General features: G+C 62.0%; 16 protein-coding genes. 8 read left to right on the top strand and 8 right to left on the bottom strand.

The annotated features are described in order from the left end of the window. Window positions 1-17 precede the first annotated feature (17 nt). A complete protein-coding gene (locus QMO80_RS16230) occupies window positions 18-974 on the top strand; it encodes a 2-hydroxyacid dehydrogenase (RefSeq protein ID WP_283197465.1) in 957 nt (318 codons plus the stop codon). A gap of 35 nt (window positions 975-1,009) precedes the next feature. Here QMO80_RS16230 and QMO80_RS16235 read toward each other — a convergent pair whose 3' ends face one another. Next, window positions 1,010-1,789, bottom strand: a complete 780-nt coding sequence (locus QMO80_RS16235; protein ID WP_283197466.1) for a gamma-glutamyl-gamma-aminobutyrate hydrolase family protein — start codon at window positions 1,787-1,789, stop codon at window positions 1,010-1,012. Between the two features lie 293 nt (window positions 1,790-2,082). On the opposite strand from QMO80_RS16235, the gene QMO80_RS16240 reads away from it, so the two are divergent. Further along, complete coding sequence (locus QMO80_RS16240; RefSeq protein WP_007631767.1) at window positions 2,083-3,189, top strand: TRAP transporter substrate-binding protein; 1,107 nt, start codon at window positions 2,083-2,085, stop codon at window positions 3,187-3,189. Between the two features lie 88 nt (window positions 3,190-3,277). Here QMO80_RS16240 and QMO80_RS16245 read toward each other — a convergent pair whose 3' ends face one another. Both QMO80_RS16245 and QMO80_RS16250 read right to left on the bottom strand, forming a co-directional pair. After that, the gene (locus QMO80_RS16245) at window positions 3,278-4,768 is read right to left on the bottom strand and encodes a TRAP transporter large permease subunit (RefSeq protein WP_283197467.1); all 1,491 of its coding nucleotides are present in this window, start codon (window positions 4,766-4,768) and stop codon (window positions 3,278-3,280) included. 21 nt (window positions 4,769-4,789) lie between these two features. After that, complete coding sequence (locus QMO80_RS16250) at window positions 4,790-5,329, bottom strand: TRAP transporter small permease subunit (protein ID WP_283197468.1); 540 nt, start codon at window positions 5,327-5,329, stop codon at window positions 4,790-4,792. Between the two features lie 327 nt (window positions 5,330-5,656). On the opposite strand from QMO80_RS16250, the gene QMO80_RS16255 reads away from it, so the two are divergent. From QMO80_RS16255 to QMO80_RS16280, 6 genes are all read left to right on the top strand, one after another. Next, window positions 5,657-7,960 carry a bifunctional diguanylate cyclase/phosphodiesterase gene (locus QMO80_RS16255; RefSeq protein WP_283197469.1) on the top strand — a complete coding sequence of 768 codons (2,304 nt, stop codon included), beginning with the start codon at window positions 5,657-5,659 and terminating at the stop codon, window positions 7,958-7,960. Between the two features lie 143 nt (window positions 7,961-8,103). Further along, a complete protein-coding gene (locus QMO80_RS16260) occupies window positions 8,104-8,856 on the top strand; it encodes a hypothetical protein (RefSeq protein WP_007631761.1) in 753 nt (250 codons plus the stop codon). Between the two features lie 181 nt (window positions 8,857-9,037). Further along, window positions 9,038-9,262, top strand: coding sequence for an aa3-type cytochrome c oxidase subunit IV (locus QMO80_RS16265; protein ID WP_283197470.1), 225 nt, complete (start codon window positions 9,038-9,040; stop codon window positions 9,260-9,262). 203 nt (window positions 9,263-9,465) lie between these two features. Continuing rightward, the gene (locus QMO80_RS16270; protein ID WP_283197471.1) at window positions 9,466-10,614 is read left to right on the top strand and encodes a Re/Si-specific NAD(P)(+) transhydrogenase subunit alpha; all 1,149 of its coding nucleotides are present in this window, start codon (window positions 9,466-9,468) and stop codon (window positions 10,612-10,614) included. Beyond that, window positions 10,614-11,012, top strand: a complete 399-nt coding sequence (locus QMO80_RS16275; protein ID WP_007631757.1) for a proton-translocating transhydrogenase family protein — start codon at window positions 10,614-10,616, stop codon at window positions 11,010-11,012. Before QMO80_RS16270 ends, QMO80_RS16275 begins: the two co-directional genes overlap by 1 nt. A gap of 7 nt (window positions 11,013-11,019) precedes the next feature. Continuing rightward, complete coding sequence (locus tag QMO80_RS16280) at window positions 11,020-12,417, top strand: NAD(P)(+) transhydrogenase (Re/Si-specific) subunit beta (RefSeq protein ID WP_283197472.1); 1,398 nt, start codon at window positions 11,020-11,022, stop codon at window positions 12,415-12,417. Between the two features lie 57 nt (window positions 12,418-12,474). Here the strand turns inward: QMO80_RS16280 and QMO80_RS16285 are convergent, their stop codons facing one another. From QMO80_RS16285 to QMO80_RS16305, 5 genes are all read right to left on the bottom strand, one after another. Continuing rightward, on the bottom strand, window positions 12,475-12,957 hold the full coding sequence (locus QMO80_RS16285; protein ID WP_283197473.1) for a DUF992 domain-containing protein: 483 nt from the start codon (window positions 12,955-12,957) through the stop codon (window positions 12,475-12,477). A gap of 59 nt (window positions 12,958-13,016) precedes the next feature. Further along, complete coding sequence (locus QMO80_RS16290; RefSeq protein ID WP_283197474.1) at window positions 13,017-14,669, bottom strand: sensor histidine kinase; 1,653 nt, start codon at window positions 14,667-14,669, stop codon at window positions 13,017-13,019. A gap of 364 nt (window positions 14,670-15,033) precedes the next feature. Further along, the gene (locus QMO80_RS16295; protein ID WP_283197475.1) at window positions 15,034-15,903 is read right to left on the bottom strand and encodes a tetratricopeptide repeat protein; all 870 of its coding nucleotides are present in this window, start codon (window positions 15,901-15,903) and stop codon (window positions 15,034-15,036) included. A gap of 135 nt (window positions 15,904-16,038) precedes the next feature. Next, on the bottom strand, window positions 16,039-16,251 hold the full coding sequence (rpsU, locus tag QMO80_RS16300) for a 30S ribosomal protein S21 (protein WP_003585885.1): 213 nt from the start codon (window positions 16,249-16,251) through the stop codon (window positions 16,039-16,041). 174 nt (window positions 16,252-16,425) lie between these two features. Further along, the gene (locus tag QMO80_RS16305; protein WP_283197476.1) at window positions 16,426-18,045 is read right to left on the bottom strand and encodes an adenylate/guanylate cyclase domain-containing protein; all 1,620 of its coding nucleotides are present in this window, start codon (window positions 18,043-18,045) and stop codon (window positions 16,426-16,428) included. Window positions 18,046-18,201 lie beyond the last annotated feature (156 nt).

An 18,201-nucleotide genomic window follows, 5' to 3' on the forward strand; every position in this document is an offset into this window, starting at 1 on the left:
CATCCAAGAGGAAAAGCATGTCCCGCATCGCCATTCTCGTTCCCGGGAAGATACACGAGCGCGTTCTCGAAAGGCTGAAGGATCGTTTTGAGATCATCGCGGTCGCGCGCGAGGAAAGGCTTGCGCTCGACGCCGAGACTGCCGGCCGCATCCGCGGCGTCGCCGTCTCCGGCGCCTTCCCGGGTGCGTGGATGGATCAGCTGCCTGGCGTCGAGGTGATTGCCAGTTTCGGCGTCGGCTATGACGGGATGGATGTGAAGCGGGCCGCCGAAAAGGGCATCGTCGTCACCAATACGCCCGATGTGCTGAACGACGAAGTCGCCGATACGGCGATCGGCCTGCTGCTGAACACCGTCCGCGAATTGCCGCGGGCCGAAGCCTGGCTGCGGGCGGGCAACTGGAAGCCGGGCACGGCCTATCCGCTGTCGCGCTTCTCGCTCAAGGGCCGCCATGTCGGGCTTTATGGCCTTGGCCGTATCGGGCTTGAGATCGCCAAGCGGCTGGAGCCGTTCAAGGTGAAGATCAGCTATCACACCCGGTCGCGCCATGCCGATGCGCCCTATGATTATCACCCGACGCTGAAGGGGCTGGCGGAAGCGGTGGATACGCTGATCGCCATCGTTCCGAAGACGCCGCAGACGCATAAGACGATCGATGCCGATATTCTGGCAGCCCTCGGTCCGAACGGCATTCTCGTCAATGTCGGCCGCGGCTGGACGGTGGACGAGGAGGCACTGGGCGCGGCGCTTGCCTCCGGCGCGCTCGGAGCGGCGGGCCTCGATGTCTTCTATGACGAGCCGACCGTGCCGGCCGGCCTGCTGGAACCGGCCAATGCGGTGCTCCTGCCGCATGTCGCCTCGGCTTCGGTGCCGACCCGCAACGCGATGGCCGATCTCGTCGCCGACAATCTTATCGCCTGGTTCGAGAAAGGTGCTGCACTGACGCCGGTGCCGGAGACGCCGCAGAGGCGTTGAAACGGCATGATTTCATCTTCGTCGGCGTCGCAGCGTCAGGCGATCGCCTGCGCGGGGGTGACCGGCAGCTTGCCGGCGGCGTAGGCGCGGACGGCGTCGCCGAAAGCTTCAAATAGCTGGTTCGAAGGCTTGTCGGTTTCGGCCCAGTATTCCGGATGCCATTGCACGCCGATGGCGAAGGCCTTGGCGTCGATGACGGAGACCGCCTCCACCGTGCCGTCTTCGGCGATCGCTTCCACCTGCAGGCGCGGCGCGGTCCTGGCGATCGCTTGGCGATGCAGGGAATTCACGCGAACCTCGCCGGGGCCGAGAATACTTGCGATGCAGGAGCCCTCCTTGACGTGGACGCTCTGGCGGATGGCATACATGCCGTCGCGGTCGACGCCCTCAGGCCGCCGGTGGTCCGAGATGCCGGGCTGCTCCTGGATCTCGCTTGCCAGCGAACCGCCGAGCGCGACGTTCAGTTCCTGGATGCCGCGGCAGATGGCGAGGAGCGGGATCGCCCGATCGATGGCGCGGCGGATGAGCGGCAGGCTGGTGGCGTCGCGGGCAGGGTCGAAGGGACCGTCCCTGTCGCTCGCCTCGGCACCGTAGAGCGAGGGATGCACGTTGCTGGCCGAGCCGGAAACCAGGAGGCCGTCGACGCGGTCGAGGATCGCGTCGCTATCGTAGCCCTCCTCGAAGGCGGGGATGATGAAGGCCGTGACGCCGGCCGCGTTCAAGGCGGCACGCAGATATTGATGCTGCACGGCATGCCAGGTCGCGCCGTCGAAGCTGCGGATATCGGCAGGAATGGCAACGATCGGTTTCGTCATGGCAACCCCGGTAAAAATCTCTGTGCTTGCTGTTTCTGGCGCCAGAACGGCCCTTAAGTCAACGATTGGCTGTATCCGGTGGCCAAAATACGGCCGAAGCAGCCCCGCGGTTTCGGGCTCGCCGCTAAGCCGCTGATTTTGAATAGGTGCGCCCGCATTCCCTTGTTGCCGTCTTGATGCCAAAGGCTAATAGACTAAAGCTTGAATCGCGGCCCCCGCCATGCTTAGGTTTGCGCCGGCTGCGGGTGGGGTGAAGATTGGCCGCGCAGTGCCATCCATACGGGAGGTTTTTGATGGATCGTCGTTCGTTTTTCAAGAAGGCGGGAACCGCCAGCGCCGGCGCGGTCGCCGCAACGGCATTGGCAGCGCCTGCGATCGCGCAGGAGAATCCGAAGATCGCGTGGCGCATGACGTCGTCGTTTCCGAAGAGCTTGGATACGATCTATGGCGGCGCCGAGGATATCGCCAAGCATGTCGCCGCGGCGACGGACGGCAATTTCACGATCCAGCCTTTTGCTGCCGGTGAAATCGTCCCCGGCTTGCAGGCCGTCGATGCGGTGGCCGCCGGCACGGTCGAGGCAGCCCATACGACCTCCTATTATTTCGTCGGCAAGGACCCGACCTATGCCATCGGAACGGCCATTCCGTTTGGCCTGAACAGCCGCCTGACCAATGCCTGGTATTACGAGGGCAACGGCAATAAGCTGATGAATGAATTTTATGCCACGCAGGGCATGTATGCGCTGCCTGCCGGCAATACCGGCGCGCAGATGGGCGGCTGGTTTCGCAAGGAAATCAATACGCTCGACGACCTCAAGGGCGTCAAGATGCGCATTGCCGGCCTGGCCGGCCGCGTCATGGAGAAGGTCGGCGTCATCCCGCAGCAGATCGCCGGCGGCGACATCTATCCGGCTCTGGAAAAAGGCACGATCGATGCGGCGGAATTCGTCGGCCCCTATGACGATCTGAAGCTCGGCTTCCACAAGGTGGCGAAGTACTACTATTATCCGGGCTGGTGGGAAGGCGGCCCGACGGTGCATGGTTTCTTCAACCTCGAGAAATGGAGCAACCTGCCGAAGCATTATCAGGCAGCGCTGACCGATGCCTGCGCCTTCGCCAACACCAACATGCTGGCGAAGTACGATACGAAAAACCCGACGGCGCTGAAGCAGCTCGTTGCGGAAGGTGCGACGCTGCGCCCGTTCAGCCAGGAGATCATGGAAGCCTGCTTCCAGGCGGCGACCGGCATTTACAGCGAAATCTCGGGCACCAACCAGTATTTCAAGAAGATCTACGACGACCAGACCGCCTTCAAGCGGGACGCCTATCTCTGGATGCAGCTTTCGGAATACACTTTCGATACGTTCATGATGATCCAGCAGCGGGCCGGAAAGCTCTGAGGGCTTCCATCGGCGCATGACACCAACGCATGACAAAACCCCGGATCGCTGATCCGGGGTTTTGTTTTGGCCCTGTTATTTGACGGGGTTATTTGGCGGGAGGCGGCGGTGCTCCCGGCAGGCCGAGCGGCGGCAGGGTCAGGCCGGGGATCTGCGGCGAGCCGTTGCCGCCGCCGCCCAGCGGCGGCAGGCCGAGCTGGCCGCCGAAGCCCGGGACTTCGATCTTGATCGAGTTCGGGTCGACCTTCGGGCCGTGATCCAGCCAATAGGTCACCGATTGCGGCCAGAAGATCACGATCGCCACCAGGATCAGCTGCATGCCGACCCAGGGGAGGGCACCCATGTAGATATCGGATGTCTTGACGTCCTTGCCGGCGATCGAGCGCAGATAGAACAGCGCGAAGCCGAAGGGCGGATGCATGAAGCTCGTCTGCATGTTGACGCAGATCAGGACGCCGAACCAGATCAGGTCGATGCCGAGATGGGAGGCGACGGGGGCAAGCATCGGGATGACGATGAAAGCGATCTCGAAGAAATCGAGGAAGAAGGCGAGCACGAAGATGAAGATATTGACGAAGATCAGGAAGCCGACCGGGCCGCCGGGAAGGCCAGACAGCATGTGCTCGATCCAGCGCGAGCCGTCCATGCCCTGGAAGACCAGGCTGAAACAGGTGGAGCCGATCAGGATCATCACCACCATGGAGGTGATGTGGGTGGTCGACGTCATCGCCTCGCGGATCAGCGGCCAGGTGAGGCGGCGATTGAGGGCCGCGAGCGCCATGGCGCCGACGACGCCCAGTGCCCCGGCTTCGGTCGGGGTTGCAAGGCCCATGAAGATCGTGCCGAGCACCAGGAAGATCAGCACGATCGAGGGCACCATGCCCATCAGCACCTTGGCGAGCAGCGCCCAGTTGAAGTCGCCGCGCACTTCCTTCGGCAGCGGCGGCATCGATTTCGGCCGGATGACCGACATCACCAGGATGAAGAGCACGAAGATCGTCACCTGCAGGATCGAGGGGCCGATCGCGCCGAGATACATGTCACCGACCGACCTGCCGAGCTGGTCGGCGAGAACGACGAGCACGAGCGAGGGCGGGATCACCTGGGTGATGGTGCCCGAGGCGGCGATGACGCCGGTGGCAAGGCGCGGGCTGTAGCCGTAGCGCAGCATGATCGGCAGGGAGATCACGCCCATGGTGATGACGGAGGCAGCCACGGTGCCGGTGATCGCGCCGAGAACCGCGCCGACGAGGATGACGGCATAGGCAAGGCCGCCCGGTATGCCACCGAAGAGTTTGCCGGTGCCTTCGAGCAGGTCTTCGGCCAGCCCGCAGCGCTCCAGCACCGCGCCCATGAAGGTGAAGAAGGGGATGGCGAGCAGCAGGTCGTTGGAAAGGATGCCGAAGAAGCGCAGTGGCAGCGCCTGCAGGAAGACTTCGCCGAAATGGCCGGTGGCGATGCCGATGATGCCGAAAAACAGGCCGACGGCGGCCAGCGAAAAGGCGACCGGAAAGCCGTAGAGCATGAAGATGACCATGCCCAGAAACATCGCCGGCGGGATGATACCGAAATCAAACAAATCCGTTTCTCCCCGGGAGCGCTATTGCAGCGGCTTTTCGTATGTGGTGTCGATCTTGATGTGGCCGGTCAGGGCGGCGATCCGCTTGATCAGCTCGGAAACACCCTGAAGGGAGAGCAATGCGAAACCGGCGACGAGGACCAGCTTGACGGGCCAGCGGATCAGCCCGCCGGCATTGCCCGATATTTCGCCCTGCTGATAGGACAGCGTGAAGAAGGGCCAGCAGATCCAGGTGAGGAAGATGCAAACCGGGATGAGAAAGACGATGAGGCCGACGATGTCGATCCAGATCTTCGCTTTGTCGGAAACCGCACCATAGATCAGGTCGACGCGGACATGCTCGTTGTTGCGTAGCGCATGCGAGGCGCCGAGCATGACGACGAAGGCGAAGAGATACCACTGGATCTCGAGCCAGCCGTTCGAACTGTAATTGAAGGCGTAGCGGACGATGGCGTTTCCGGCGCTGATCAGACAGCAGAACAGCACCATATATTCGGAAAGTTTGCCCATGATCCGACTGACCGAATCGATCAGCCGGCTTGCCGCCAGAAATCCCGACATTCGTTTCCCTTGTTCTTGCTCTGCCGTTTTTCCGGCAGCTTTCCCTCTTGCAATCGATGTAGACCACGGCCTTCGAAATTGGAAGGATAAATGCCTCGGCTTGGAGTATAGTCTTAGATGGCGTGACCCGGCCGCGTGGCCGTGTAATAAATCAACAACCCAGGCGTGGATAAAAAATTTCAATAATCTCGCCAAGAGGATGCATTAACGCGCGTAAGCTGTGCGGTTCATCCTCTGGTTTTAGAAAATTTGACCAAATGTTTGATTCCATTGAAATCAATTTTTAAAGGGTTGGGCTTAGAATTCCCGCGCACAGGGAAAGTGTGGATGAAGCCAGATAACCCGAACAGGGTCCCTTTAGATGTGTATCTGTCGTTTGTGAGTTCCCTTTCCGGGAACCGCATGACGCTTCTTGCCGGCGTCATCGTGCATGTCGCGACGTGCCTTGCCGTTGCCGCCAAGACCCAGTCCTTCGTCTACATCCTGCTGGCCGCTGCCTTCCTCCTGGTCTTCTGCATTCGCATGTTCATCTTCCGGCAGTTCGATCGGGTCGACAAGGAGAGCCTGTCGCACGCCGGAATTGAGCGTTGGGAGCGGATCCTGGTTGCCGGTGCGGCCTGCACCACGGCGCTGCTCGGCCTTGCCAGCGGCTACGCCATCTTCGTCGTGCACGATTCCTTTGCCGAACTTGCCTGCATCGCCGTCACCATGGCGACCATGGTTTCCGTCGTCGGCCGCAATTACGGTTCGCGGCTGGCGGTCGACCTGCAGACCTTCTCCTGCTGTCTGCCGATGATCGTCTGCAGCCTGATGGCGCTGGATTTCTATCGCGGCCTGCTGTCGATCTTCCTCATTCCCTTCTGGCTGACGACGCGGGCGATGGCGAACGGCGTGCGCGAGTTCCTCTATGAGAATGTCATCGCGCGCCGGGAAATCACCATCATCGCCGACCGCTTCGATACGGCGCTGAACAACATGCCGCATGGCCTGGTCATGGTCGATGCCGAAAACCGTATCCAGGTCGTCAATCGCAAGGCCTGCGAGCTTCTGAAGATCGGTGCGCCGGAGCGGCTGAAAGACCGCGATCTCGGCGCCGTGCTGCGCTACGGCGCGCGCTACAGCTTCATGGACGCCTCGCAGCCGGAGCTCATCCTGCGCCAGCTCACCCAGGTCGCCGAAGGCAACCTGTCGCGCACGCTCGTTCATTTTCCCGAGGGTCTGTCGCTGGAATTCTCCGCCAGCCGAAGGGCCGATGGCGGCGCCGTGCTGATCTTCGAGGACGTGTCGAGCCGGGTGAAGGCGGAGCAGAAGATCATGCACATGGTCCGCTTCGATGCGCTGACCGGCCTGCCGAACCGGGAATATTTCGGGCAGCTGGTGCAGGAGTATCTCGCCAAACATCCGAGAAAGAACGGACCGCTCGGCTTCATGGTGCTCGATATCGACGAATTCAAACATGTCAACGACATGCGCGGCCATGTCACCGGCGATCATCTGCTCTGCGCTATCGCCGCCCGCATCAAGCAGGCCTCCGGCAACGCCATTCTCGGCCGGCTGATGGGCGACCAGTTCATCCTGTTCTTCCCGCATGCGAGGGAGCCGGCCTCGCTCGACATCGAGATCCGCCGCGTGCACGCCGCGATCCAGGGTCACTACGAGGTCGATGAACTGACCTTCCTCGTTTCGCTCAGCGCCGGCTACGCCATCCTCGAAAGCACCGCCTTCGCCATGGACGAATGGAGCGTCAAGGCGGATCTTGCCCTGTTCGAAAGCAAGTCGCGCTTCAAGGGCGGCATCTCCGGCTTCGAGCGGGAGATGGACGGCCGCTACATCGAGCAGCAGAAGCTGAAGGCGGATCTGCGCGAGGCGGTTTCGGCCAAGGCGCTGCATCTGGTCTTCCAGCCGATGTTCCGGGCCGACGGTTCGCGGATCGAATGCGCCGAGGCCTTAGCGCGCTGGGTGCATCCGGAGAAGGGCTCGATCCCGCCCGATGTCTTCATCCGGCTCGCCGAGGATATGGGCATCATTTCCGATATCACCCGCTTCGTCCTGTTCAAGGCCTGCAGCGAATGCATGAACTGGCCGGACCATATCGCCGTCTCGGTCAACCTCTCGGCGCGGGATCTCAGGGATGCCGACATTCTTCAGGTGGTCGCCGATGCGCTTGCCAATTCCGGGCTCGACGCGGCGCGGCTGCATCTCGAAGTCACGGAAAGCTGCCTGATCGACGAGCCGGCGGCCGTGCGCGCCATCCTGGCCGAACTCAGGGCCCGCGGCATCACCATCGCTATCGACGATTTCGGGACCGGCTTCTCCAGCCTCAGCTATCTCGACACGCTGCCGCTTGATATCGTCAAGATCGATCGCTCCTTCGTCCGCAATATCGTCGAGGACACCCGCCGCCTCAAACTCCTGCGCGGCACGGTCCACCTCGCCCGCGAACTGGGGCTGAAGATCGTCATCGAGGGTGTCGAGACCGAGGAGCAGCTCGCTCTGCTCAATAAACACCGCAGCACCGATCTCGTGCAAGGCTATGTTTTCTCGCAGCCGGTGCCTTCCCTGAATATCCCGCTGTTGCAGCAAGGCATCGGCCGCCGTCCCGTTCAGCGCCGGCGCAACAAGGTCGCCTGAGCGCTCCGCATCGGCCGCCTCTCCTCTGACAATTCTCCCCGGCGTTAACCTTAATACTTTATAAACGGCCCGAATTATCGGATTTCCTTGCCTAAATTGCGCCGGCATATGATTAATGATCCGTTAACGAGCGGATCGAGAAAATGTCAGAGACACTGTTCAAGCGTAGCGATTTCAGCGCGAAAATTTTGGAAGTTTTGGATCATGTCGAGTATCGCCGCGTCGAAAGCAGCGAAGACATGGAGCAGGTGGAACGCCTGCGCTACAAGGCCTACAAGGCCCACGACGTGCTCGCGCTCGCCCCGAAGGGACTGCTTGACGACAGCGATTTCGACAGTCACGCCTATATCTTCGGCCTGTATTATTATGGGGAACTGGTCAGCACCATCCGGGTTCATTATGTGACACCGGAGCATCGCCTCAGCCAATCCGGCGGCGCCTTTCCCGAGGCGATGGACGAGCTTCTGGATGCGGGGCTGACGCTGATCGATCCGGCGCGTTTCGCGGCCGACCCCGAACTCACCGCCGATCTGCCCTGGGTTCCCTATCTGACGCTGCGGCCGACCATCGTGGCGGCGGCCTATTTCCGCGCGGACCGCGTTCTCCAGTTCGTTCGGCCGCCGCATGCGGCCTTCTACAAGCGGGTCTTTTATGCCGACACGGTCGTGCCCGGCCGGCTGGCGAAGAATTACGGGATCGACATGACGCTGATGGCGACGAATGTGATCGAGGTCGGGCGCAAGCTGCTGACGCGTTATCCCTTTTTCATCTCCAGCGCCAGCGAGCAGCGGATGATGTTTTCGCGCAATCCCAACGATACATTGCCGCCGCTCACCATCATTCCGACGGCGCGCTTCGTGCCGCAAGGCGAACTCGGCACCGACCTGCCGCTGTGATCGCGCTGCCGCGCGCTTGAGGCCTGTTCCAGCCCCCGGACATGGCGGTTATCAAGCGCGTCTGCGGCATTCTCATGCATTGCGCTTTCGCCTGTCATTGTGTAATCCCTGCAGGCAGGGACTTCCCGCGCCTGAGCGCGGGAATCAAGCAGCGCAGAGGCATTTCAGGGAGACGATATTTATGGCCGAACATCATACCGGACCGGTCGAGACCGGGGCACCGATGGATTACAAGGAACATGAAAAGACCTACGACATGTTCATCGCCGCCACGAAATACGGCTCGATGCTTCTCGTCGTCCTCCTGCTTGCGATGACCGCCGGTTTCTTCGGCGGGGCCGGCCTTCTCGGCGGCCTGTTCGTCTTCATCATTCTTCTTGCTGCCGGCGTCTTCCTCGTCCGCTGATCGCGGCCGAGGGGAAGGGCTTCGCCGGAGCTTTGTGACTGAAGCGCGTCGCGATCGTTCAGATCCGCTGCTCGCGCTTCAGGACTTATTTTCTCGCAGATCGTTATCGCAGGACCGCCGGACAGTTTTGCGCGACATGCTTTAGGTGCTTGGCCTGCGCAGGGAAGCCTGCGGCGGTCTGGCTGACCCGGAGGAGGGGGCAGTTGGGCAATATCGTTTTCGTTGCTAGGGAAATTGCGGGCGAGGAGACGCGCGTCGCGGCCTCCGCCGAGACTGTGAAAAAAATGAAAAGTTTCGGCTTCGACGTCGTCGTCGAAGCCGGTGCCGGTGCGGCGTCGCGCGTTCCGGACAGCGAGTTCGAGGCAGCCGGCGCCAGGATCGGCACTTCTGCCGATGCAGCCTCGGCCGACGTGGTGCTGAAGGTGCGCCGCCCGACCGGACAGGAAATTTCAGGCTATAAGAGCGGCGCCGTGGTCATCGCCATCATGGATCCCTATGGCAATGACGAAGCGATCGCGGCTCTTGCCAGCGCCGGCCTGTCGGCTTTTGCGATGGAACTGATGCCGCGCATTACCCGCGCCCAGTCCATGGACGTGCTTTCGTCCCAGGCCAATCTCGCCGGCTATCAGGCCGTCATCGAGGCGGCGGCGGTCTATGATCGCGCCATGCCGATGATGATGACGGCGGCCGGCACCGTGCCGGCCGCCAAGGTTTTCGTCATGGGCGCCGGCGTCGCCGGTCTTCAGGCGATCGCCACGGCGCGGCGTCTGGGCGCTGCGGTCTCGGCCACCGACGTGCGCCCGGCCGCCAAGGAGCAGGTCGCCTCGCTCGGGGCCAAGTTCATCGCCGTCGAGGACGAGGAGTTCAAGGCGGCGGAAACGGCCGGCGGCTATGCCAAGGAAATGTCCGCCGACTATCAGAGCAAGCAGGCCGCACTCGTGGCCGAACATATCGCCAAGCAGGACATCGTCATCACCACCGCGCTGATCCCCGGCCGCGCGGCGCCGCGGCTCGTTTCGCGCGCCATGCTCGCCGCGATGAAACCGGGCGCGGTCGCCGTCGACCTTGCGGTCGAGCGCGGCGGCAATATCGAGGGCGTCGTCGCCGGCGAGATCGCCGATGTCGACGGCGTCAAGGTGATCGGTTTCGCCAATATGCCGGGCCGGGTCGCGGCCAGCGCCTCGGCGCTCTACGCCAAGAACCTCGTCACCTTCCTGGAGACCATGGTCAACAAGGAAAGCCGGAGCGTCGTCGTCAACCTCGACGACGAGCTCGTCAAGGCGACGATGCTGACCTATGCCGGCGACGTGGTTCATCCCGCCTTCGGCGGTGCGAAGAAGGGAGATCTGTGATGGCCAGTGAAGCAATGGACAGAGCGCTGGAACAGCTCGACCAGGCGGTGACCGCCGTTGTCACCGCGGCGGCCCACGCACCTGAGGCGGCCAGTGCTGCGACCGGCGGGGCGATCGATCCCTTCGTCTTCCAGCTGGCGATCTTCGTGTTGTCGATCTTCGTCGGTTATTACGTCGTTTGGTCGGTGACGCCGGCGCTGCACACGCCGCTGATGGCCGTCACCAATGCGATCTCCTCCGTCATCGTCGTCGGCGCCCTTCTGGCAGTCGGCATCTCGACAAGCGGGCTTGCGACCGGCTTCGGTTTCGTCGCGCTCGTGCTCGTCTCGGTGAACATTTTCGGCGGCTTCCTCGTGACGCAGCGGATGCTCTCGATGTACCGCAAGAAGGACCGGTGAGGAACCGATGACCAATATCGCAGCCTTCCTCTACCTCGTCTCCGGCGTTCTTTTCATCCTGGCACTGCGGGGTCTCTCGCATCCGGCCACCAGCCGCAAGGGCAATCTCTACGGCATGATCGGCATGGGGATTGCGATCCTGACGACGCTGGTGCTGGCGACGCCTGACTTCGGCGGCTTCGTGCTGATCATCCTCGGCCTTGCCATCGGCGGCAGCGTCGGCGCCTATGTCGCCCGCACCATCGCCATGACCTCGATGCCGCAGCTCGTCGCCGGCTTTCATTCGCTGGTCGGCCTTGCCGCCGTCTTGGTCGCGGCCTCGGCGCTCTATACCCCCGCCTCCTTCGGCATCGGCGAGATCGGCCACATCCACACCGAGGCGCGCGTTGAGATGGCGCTCGGCGTGGCGATCGGTGCGCTGACCTTCACCGGCTCGATCATCGCCTTCCTGAAGCTCGATGGGCGCATGTCCGGCAAGCCGATCCTGCTGCCTTACCGGCATATGATCAATGCGGCCCTGCTGGTGCTGATCGTGCTGTTCATCATCGGGCTTGCCGCCACCGAAAGTCATTTCGACTTCTGGGCCGTGGTGGCGCTGTCGCTGGCGCTCGGCGTTCTGCTGATCGTGCCGATCGGCGGCGCCGATATGCCGGTCGTCGTCTCGATGCTGAATTCCTATTCCGGATGGGCTGCGGCCGGCATCGGCTTCACGCTCGGCAATCTGGCGTTGATCATCACCGGCGCCCTCGTCGGTTCTTCCGGCGCCATTCTTTCCTACATCATGTGCAAGGGCATGAACCGCTCCTTCGTCTCCGTCATCCTCGGCGGTTTCGGCGGCGAGGCGGCATCCGGCGGGCCCGACACTTCAGACAAGACGGTCAAGCTCGGCTCGGCCGAGGATGCGGCCTATCTGATGGCCAACGCTTCGAAGGTCATCATCGTGCCGGGATACGGCATGGCGGTTGCCCAGGCCCAGCATGCGCTGCGCGAACTCGCCGACAATCTGAAGAAGAACGGCGTTGAAGTGAAATATGCGATCCACCCGGTCGCCGGCCGCATGCCCGGCCACATGAACGTGCTGCTCGCCGAAGCCAATGTTCCCTATGACGAGGTCTTCGAGCTCGAGGATATCAATTCGGAATTCGCCCAGGCCGACGTCGCCTATGTCATCGGCGCCAACGACGTCACCAATCCGGCGGCGCGTGACGACAAGACCTCACCGATCTACGGCATGCCGATCCTCGACGTCGACCGGGCAAAGACCTGCCTCTTCGTCAAACGATCGCTCGGCTCGGGCTATGCCGGCATCGACAATACGCTGTTCTACAAGGACGGCACGATGATGTTGCTCGGCGACGCGAAGAAAATGACCGAGGATATCAACAAGGCGATCGCGCACGGATGACGCCGATACAGCCGCCCTTCGGGCGGCTGTTCGACTGACGCCGGATGGTCTGTGCCGTCATACCTCGCCCGGCACGAGCGTCATCTTCTCGACTCCGATCGCGAGGTTCAGCCCTTCCTGGGCCTGGACATTCAGCGGCTGCAGCATGAACGCCTTGTTCGTGCCGCCGGCGATCACCTTGGCGCCGGCGCCTGCGCCGATGCTCGCATCCGCCCCGACGCCGTAATATTCGCCGGCCAGTGCGAATTGCGGCATATCCGTGCCGGTTTTTGCCAGCACCTGCCAGATCATCACGCTCTTGCCGGTCTGACCGATGTCGAGGCCGAATTTCTCGATCTTGCCGGCATATACAGCCTTGGCGCCGCCTGATGCCGGCGTGTAGGTGCAGATCAGGTTCTTCTGCGAGGTGATGATCAGACCCTGGCCGCCATCCGATCCGCAGACCAGGCGGCCAAGCGTGACATAATTTTCCGCGCCGGCCGGATTTGCCCAGGCAGCGGCCGCCAGAGCCGCGGCTGCGATCATCGTTTGCTTGAACATGGTCTTTCTCCTTGGGAACGACCTGTTCGAAACGGGTAGGGGTGGCGATTGTTCCTGATTTAGTCGCGTTCCAGCGTGGCGCGCTGCGCCGTCAGCACCCACAACAGGCCCTCGGGCCGGAAATCGACCTGCACCGTGCCGCGGAAAGCGGAGGCGGCATGGGCCTTGATGACGGTTGTGCCGAAGCCGGATCGGGTCGGCTCTGCCACCGGCGGGCCGCCGCGCTCCTCCCAGGTGAAGCGGAGCAGGGCATCCGGCTTGTCTTCTTCCCTGACATCATGCCATTCGAAGCGGACACGGCCTTGCGGGACGGAGAGCGCACCGTATTTCACCGAATTGGTGGCGAGTTCATGCAGGGCAAGCCCGAGATTCTGCACCGCATCCGGCTTCAGCACGAAATCTTTGCCTGTGATTTCGATCTGTTCGCGAGATTGCGGGAAGGCCTGCAGGTGGATGTCGACGACCCGCCGCAGCGACACGCCTCCCCATTGCTCGCTGGTCAGAAGCTCGATCGAACGCCCCAGCCCTTCGAGACGATCGGCGACGGCGGCCTGGAAGGTCTCGACGCTGTCGGCCTGTTTGGCGAGCTGGCGCATCATGGCCTGGGCCAGCGTCAGAAGGTTTTTGGTGCGGTGGACGAGCTCGTGCATGACGAAGCGCAGCCGGTCCTCGGTCTGGCTGCGATCGAAGGAGGCATTCGAAAGGGCGATCGCCACCTGGTTCGCCTCGATGACGCTGGTCTCGACCGGCGAGACGATATGGCCTTCGCCCATGCGGTTGGCCATTTCGGCGATATCGCGGATGGTGGTGCGCACCTGTCTTGCGACGGCATAGGCGCCGAGCACGGCGACGAGCACCAGGGCCACGCCGCCGATGATGAGGAAACGCCAGGTGCTGAGGATCGATGCCTGGGCGATCGGTCCCCAGATCACCGTCTTCCACGACCAACCGGGAATCCTGGAATAACCGAGCAGCATGTGCGGCAGGATCGTCTCGTCCTGGAAGACGCCGCGTGACGCGGTGAATGCCGGCAGGATGCGCGGATCGAAGGGCGTACCGGGTTCGAGATTGGCGGGGCCGGTGGAGGCGACGACGTGGCCGCTCTGATCGATGACGGCGGCAGACCAGCCGGGAGCAAGGCCTTCGGTTGTCACGAGTTTGCCGAGATCCTTGGCGTCCTGGGTAATGATCAGGGCGGCGACGGGGTCATTCTTCCGCGGCAGGGTGACGTTATAGACCCAGTCGCCGCTGGTGCGGCCGCGAAAGACGTCGGAGGCCTCGATGCGACCGGAGGCCATGACTTCCTGGAGGGCCGGGATGTTCGCTATCTCACCGAGCGGAGTGCCGAACGCCCGGCGCGTATTCAAGAGTTGCCGGCCGGCGCCGTCGACGGCGATGACGAACAGCGTATTGTCTCTGAGGGCCGTTTCCGTGCGCTGATGGAAGGCGGCGAGATTGCCGTCTTCGAGTTCCGGTGAACTCGAAAGCAGCCGCAGCGTCGTCGCCATGTCCTGAAGCTGGCGGTCGATGATGCGCGAGAGCGCAAGCGCATCCTGGGCCGTCTCGCGCTTCAGCGTCGAGCGCTGATTGTCCTCAAGCTGCAGCAGAAGCAGCGCCACGAAGGCGAAGATCGGCACTGCGATCGCCACCGCCATGGCGACGAGATAGGTGCCGATCGAGGCCTTGGGAAAGAACAGTGCGACGATTTTCATTTATTGCGCCACATTGCATGCAGCGGGCAACGGTTTTCGCGAGCGGTCAGGAAAGCAACGATCCGCATCTTTCGCAAGCCGCCCTCAATATGGTTCGAACGCCCGATAGCAGGCTATCGAAGCACTGCCATGTTAGGGGGAGCAGGATCAGGTTGCAACATACTATAATATGTCACCGGGGACGATGGCAGTTTTTCGGCGTCTCGTTTCGAGGTCGTGCGGCGGCCGATGTTTCGGCCGGCCGACTGATGTCCCCAGAATAGGATCCGGATTTTAGGCCCGACTGGCCTAAAATCTGAATCCTATTCTAAATTAAAGAGTTAGAGCATGTCCGAAAACCGCTGACACTTTTCGGCGTCATGCTCTAGCCGGCTGGGGCGACGCCGACGCGGGCAAGGCCGTCGCGGGCCGGCTGGTATTTGGGATCGAGGCCAACGGCGTGGCGATAGGACCGGGCGGCCTTCGCCTTGTCGCCGCGCCGCTCGTAGACGAGCGCCTGGTTGGCCCAGGATTCGGCGATGTTGCCATTTAGTTCGATCGCATGGTTGAAATCGGCAAAGGCGTTGTCGTTGTCGTTCAGCGCGATATAGGAAATGCCGCGGCCATTATAGGGCTCGGGCGAATTCGGCGCGAGCGAGATCGCCTTCGAGAAATCGTCGATCGCCTTGTCCTGCTGATTGCGCTTCTGGTAGATCAGGCCACGATTGTGATAGGCGCGGCCATCGGTGGTGCCGAGCTGGATCGCCCTGTCGAAATCGTTGAAGGCCTGGTCGTCCTGGCCGGCCATGCGATAGACGTTGCCGCGGCCGATATAGGCGACGTCATAGCTCGGATTGATCTGCAGCGCGGCATTGTAATCGCTGATCGCCTGGGCCTGCTGGCCCATGTTGCGATAGACCAGGGCGCGGTTGGCATAGGCCTGGAAAAACCGCGGATTGATCTGCAACGCGGTGTTGAAATCGTTCAGCGCCTGACGGAACTGGCCGCCGCGGCCATAGGCGGAACCGCGGACGTTGTAGCCCTCGGGATCCTTGGGATTGGCGTTGATGACAGCCGTCAGCGAGGCGATATTTTCTTCCGAACCCTGCGCCTTGTCGATGCGGATCACGGCATCCGTTGTGTTTGTCGTCTCACAGCCGGCAAGGCCGAACATTGCCGCCAGCGCCAAAGCGGGCAGGAATGCGGTTTTCTGCAGGCGCCAGGCGCGGGACGGATTCAAGGTGTTGACAGCCATTCGGGCTCGCTTTCCCCATGCGGCATATCCGATACCGGGATATGCGCTCTTCAGCGGCAAACTAAAAAAGGCGGTGGCGAACCCATCGCCCCCGCCACAATGCATCTGAAAACGTCGAAAAAACGACGGCAACGCTCAGCGTGCGACCAGACCTTCGCGCTGGGCGCGCTTGCGGGCCAGCTTGCGAACGCGGCGAACAGCCTCAGCCTTTTCGCGCGCACGCTTCTGCGACGGCTTCTCGTAATAGTCGCGCATCTTCATTTCGCGGAAAATGCCTTCGCGCTGCATCTTCTTCTTGAGAGCGCGGAGAGCCTGATCGACATTGTTATCGCGGACAAGTACCTGCACGAGAATCACGTTCCTTTGGTTGGTGATGCCTGCGGCGGCGCAGCGCCAGGGGCAAAAATATAACGTTCGCGCGGCCGCAGCCTTGCGATTGGTGATGCGGGATAGCAGATCGGGTATAGGAAGTCCAGATGGATATGGGAAGCGGGCGGAAAAATCACGCTTGCCCTTATCCGGTCACGATCCGGCCGCCTCGGGCGCGGTTTCATCCAGTGCGGCGATCGCCTCCTTGAGAGCCGTCCTGACCCGCAGGCGATCGGCCGGCTCCAGCCGGCTCATATCCAGGTGCAGGTCGAGGCCCGATAGGTGCTCACTGAGCACGCGGCTCTTATGGTCGGCGCCGAGCGTCAGCCCATCCACCGCATAGGGCACGATCTCGCGCTGTATGCCCTTCATCGTGATCGGCGGCAGCGGGTGGGCATCGACGATTTCGGTCACCAGCGCATAGGTTTCGTAGCTGATGACGATCTCGCCTCCCTGGGCGATCGATTGCAGCCGGGCTGCGAGATTGGCCTCCGCCCCGATGATCGTATAGTCCATGCGGTCGCTGCTGCCGAAATTGCCGACGTTGCAATAACCGCTGTTGATTCCCATGCGGACGACGAAAGGCTCTTCGGTGCCGTTTCTGCGCCATCTGTCCTTGAGTTCGCCGAGACGGCGCTGCATGTCTACGGCCATGCGCAGGCAGGCTTTGGCGTCCTCCTCCGGACCTTTGGTTTCCGGGTCGCCGAAAAACACCAGCATCGCGTCGCCGATGAACTTGTCCACCGTGCCGCCATGTTCCAGGGCAATGTTCGACATCTCCGTCAGATATTCGTTGAGCATCTCCGTCAGCGCTTCCGGCTGCAGCCGCTCGGTGGTCGCGGTGAAATCCTTGATGTCGGAGAAGAAGATCGTCAGGCGCTTGCGCTCGGTATGGACGACGACGTCCTTCTGTCCGGAGAAGATGCTCTTGTAGATCTGCGGCGAGAGATAGCGCGAAATCTTCAGGGAAACGCTGGCCAGAAACTCGTTCGCCGCTTCCAGATCCAGGTTGGCACTATGGATCGCGCGCGTCTGCTGCCGCTGGAGCAGAATGAAGCTGATGCCGATGAGAGCGACGAACAGGAAATAACAGAGCAGGTATTTGAAGGCGAAGACGTTACTCGCATAGGGCTGCCGGATGATGACTTCCTGAATGCCGCGCACATCGCCGACTTTCCAATCGGTCTTCGGGCTTTCGGGATGGGTATTGTGGCAGGCAACGCAGGCCTGGCCCATGACGACGGGGGTGATGAGGCGCAAAGTGTCGGTGAATCCGACACGGGTGAGATCGTTCAGCGTCTGCTGCGGATTGGCGCGCAGCGCGGCGAGGGCTTTGTTCTCGAATTCGTCGAGTTCGTGGGAGGCCCGGCTCTTGAACGGCAGGTCGGAGACGAAACGATAGGTGATATTGGCCTGCTGCTCCTTGATGACGTCGCCGAGTTCCAGGGAAAGGGTGGCCGGCAGCGGAACGGCGCCTGGTATATTCGCATAATTGTGCGAGACGACGGTGCCTTCGGTCGCACCGCTGGCGTGGGCGGCGAGAACACGGCCGACGACGTTGGCGGAATAATAGGATCGGATGCTCGATATCAGCGAGCTCATGTCGCGCGCCTGACGCCGCAGGGTATTTCCCGAGAGATCGCTGATATCGAGCCAAACGGCCAGCGGCAGTCCCGCGAGCATTGCCAGCACGACGACGATCAGCCAATAGCCGCTCCGGCGCGCGGCGGTTTCGGAAATCACGGTGACCCCTCGTTCTTCTCTGGAAGGCATTCGATTTTCGACTGCTACAAGAACATTTCGCCGGCTGCCCGGCAAGATCGAAGCCCTGCCATATAGCCAAAAGCAGACCTAATCCGGATGTGTAGCGCGGCCCATTGAAAGAGAGGACCGCCACGGCATGTCCGAATGGCGTTCGGACCGAAAGCG

It is taken from the genome of Rhizobium sp. BT03, from assembly GCF_030053155.1.
In the GTDB taxonomy this organism is placed as follows: domain Bacteria; phylum Pseudomonadota; class Alphaproteobacteria; order Rhizobiales; family Rhizobiaceae; genus Rhizobium.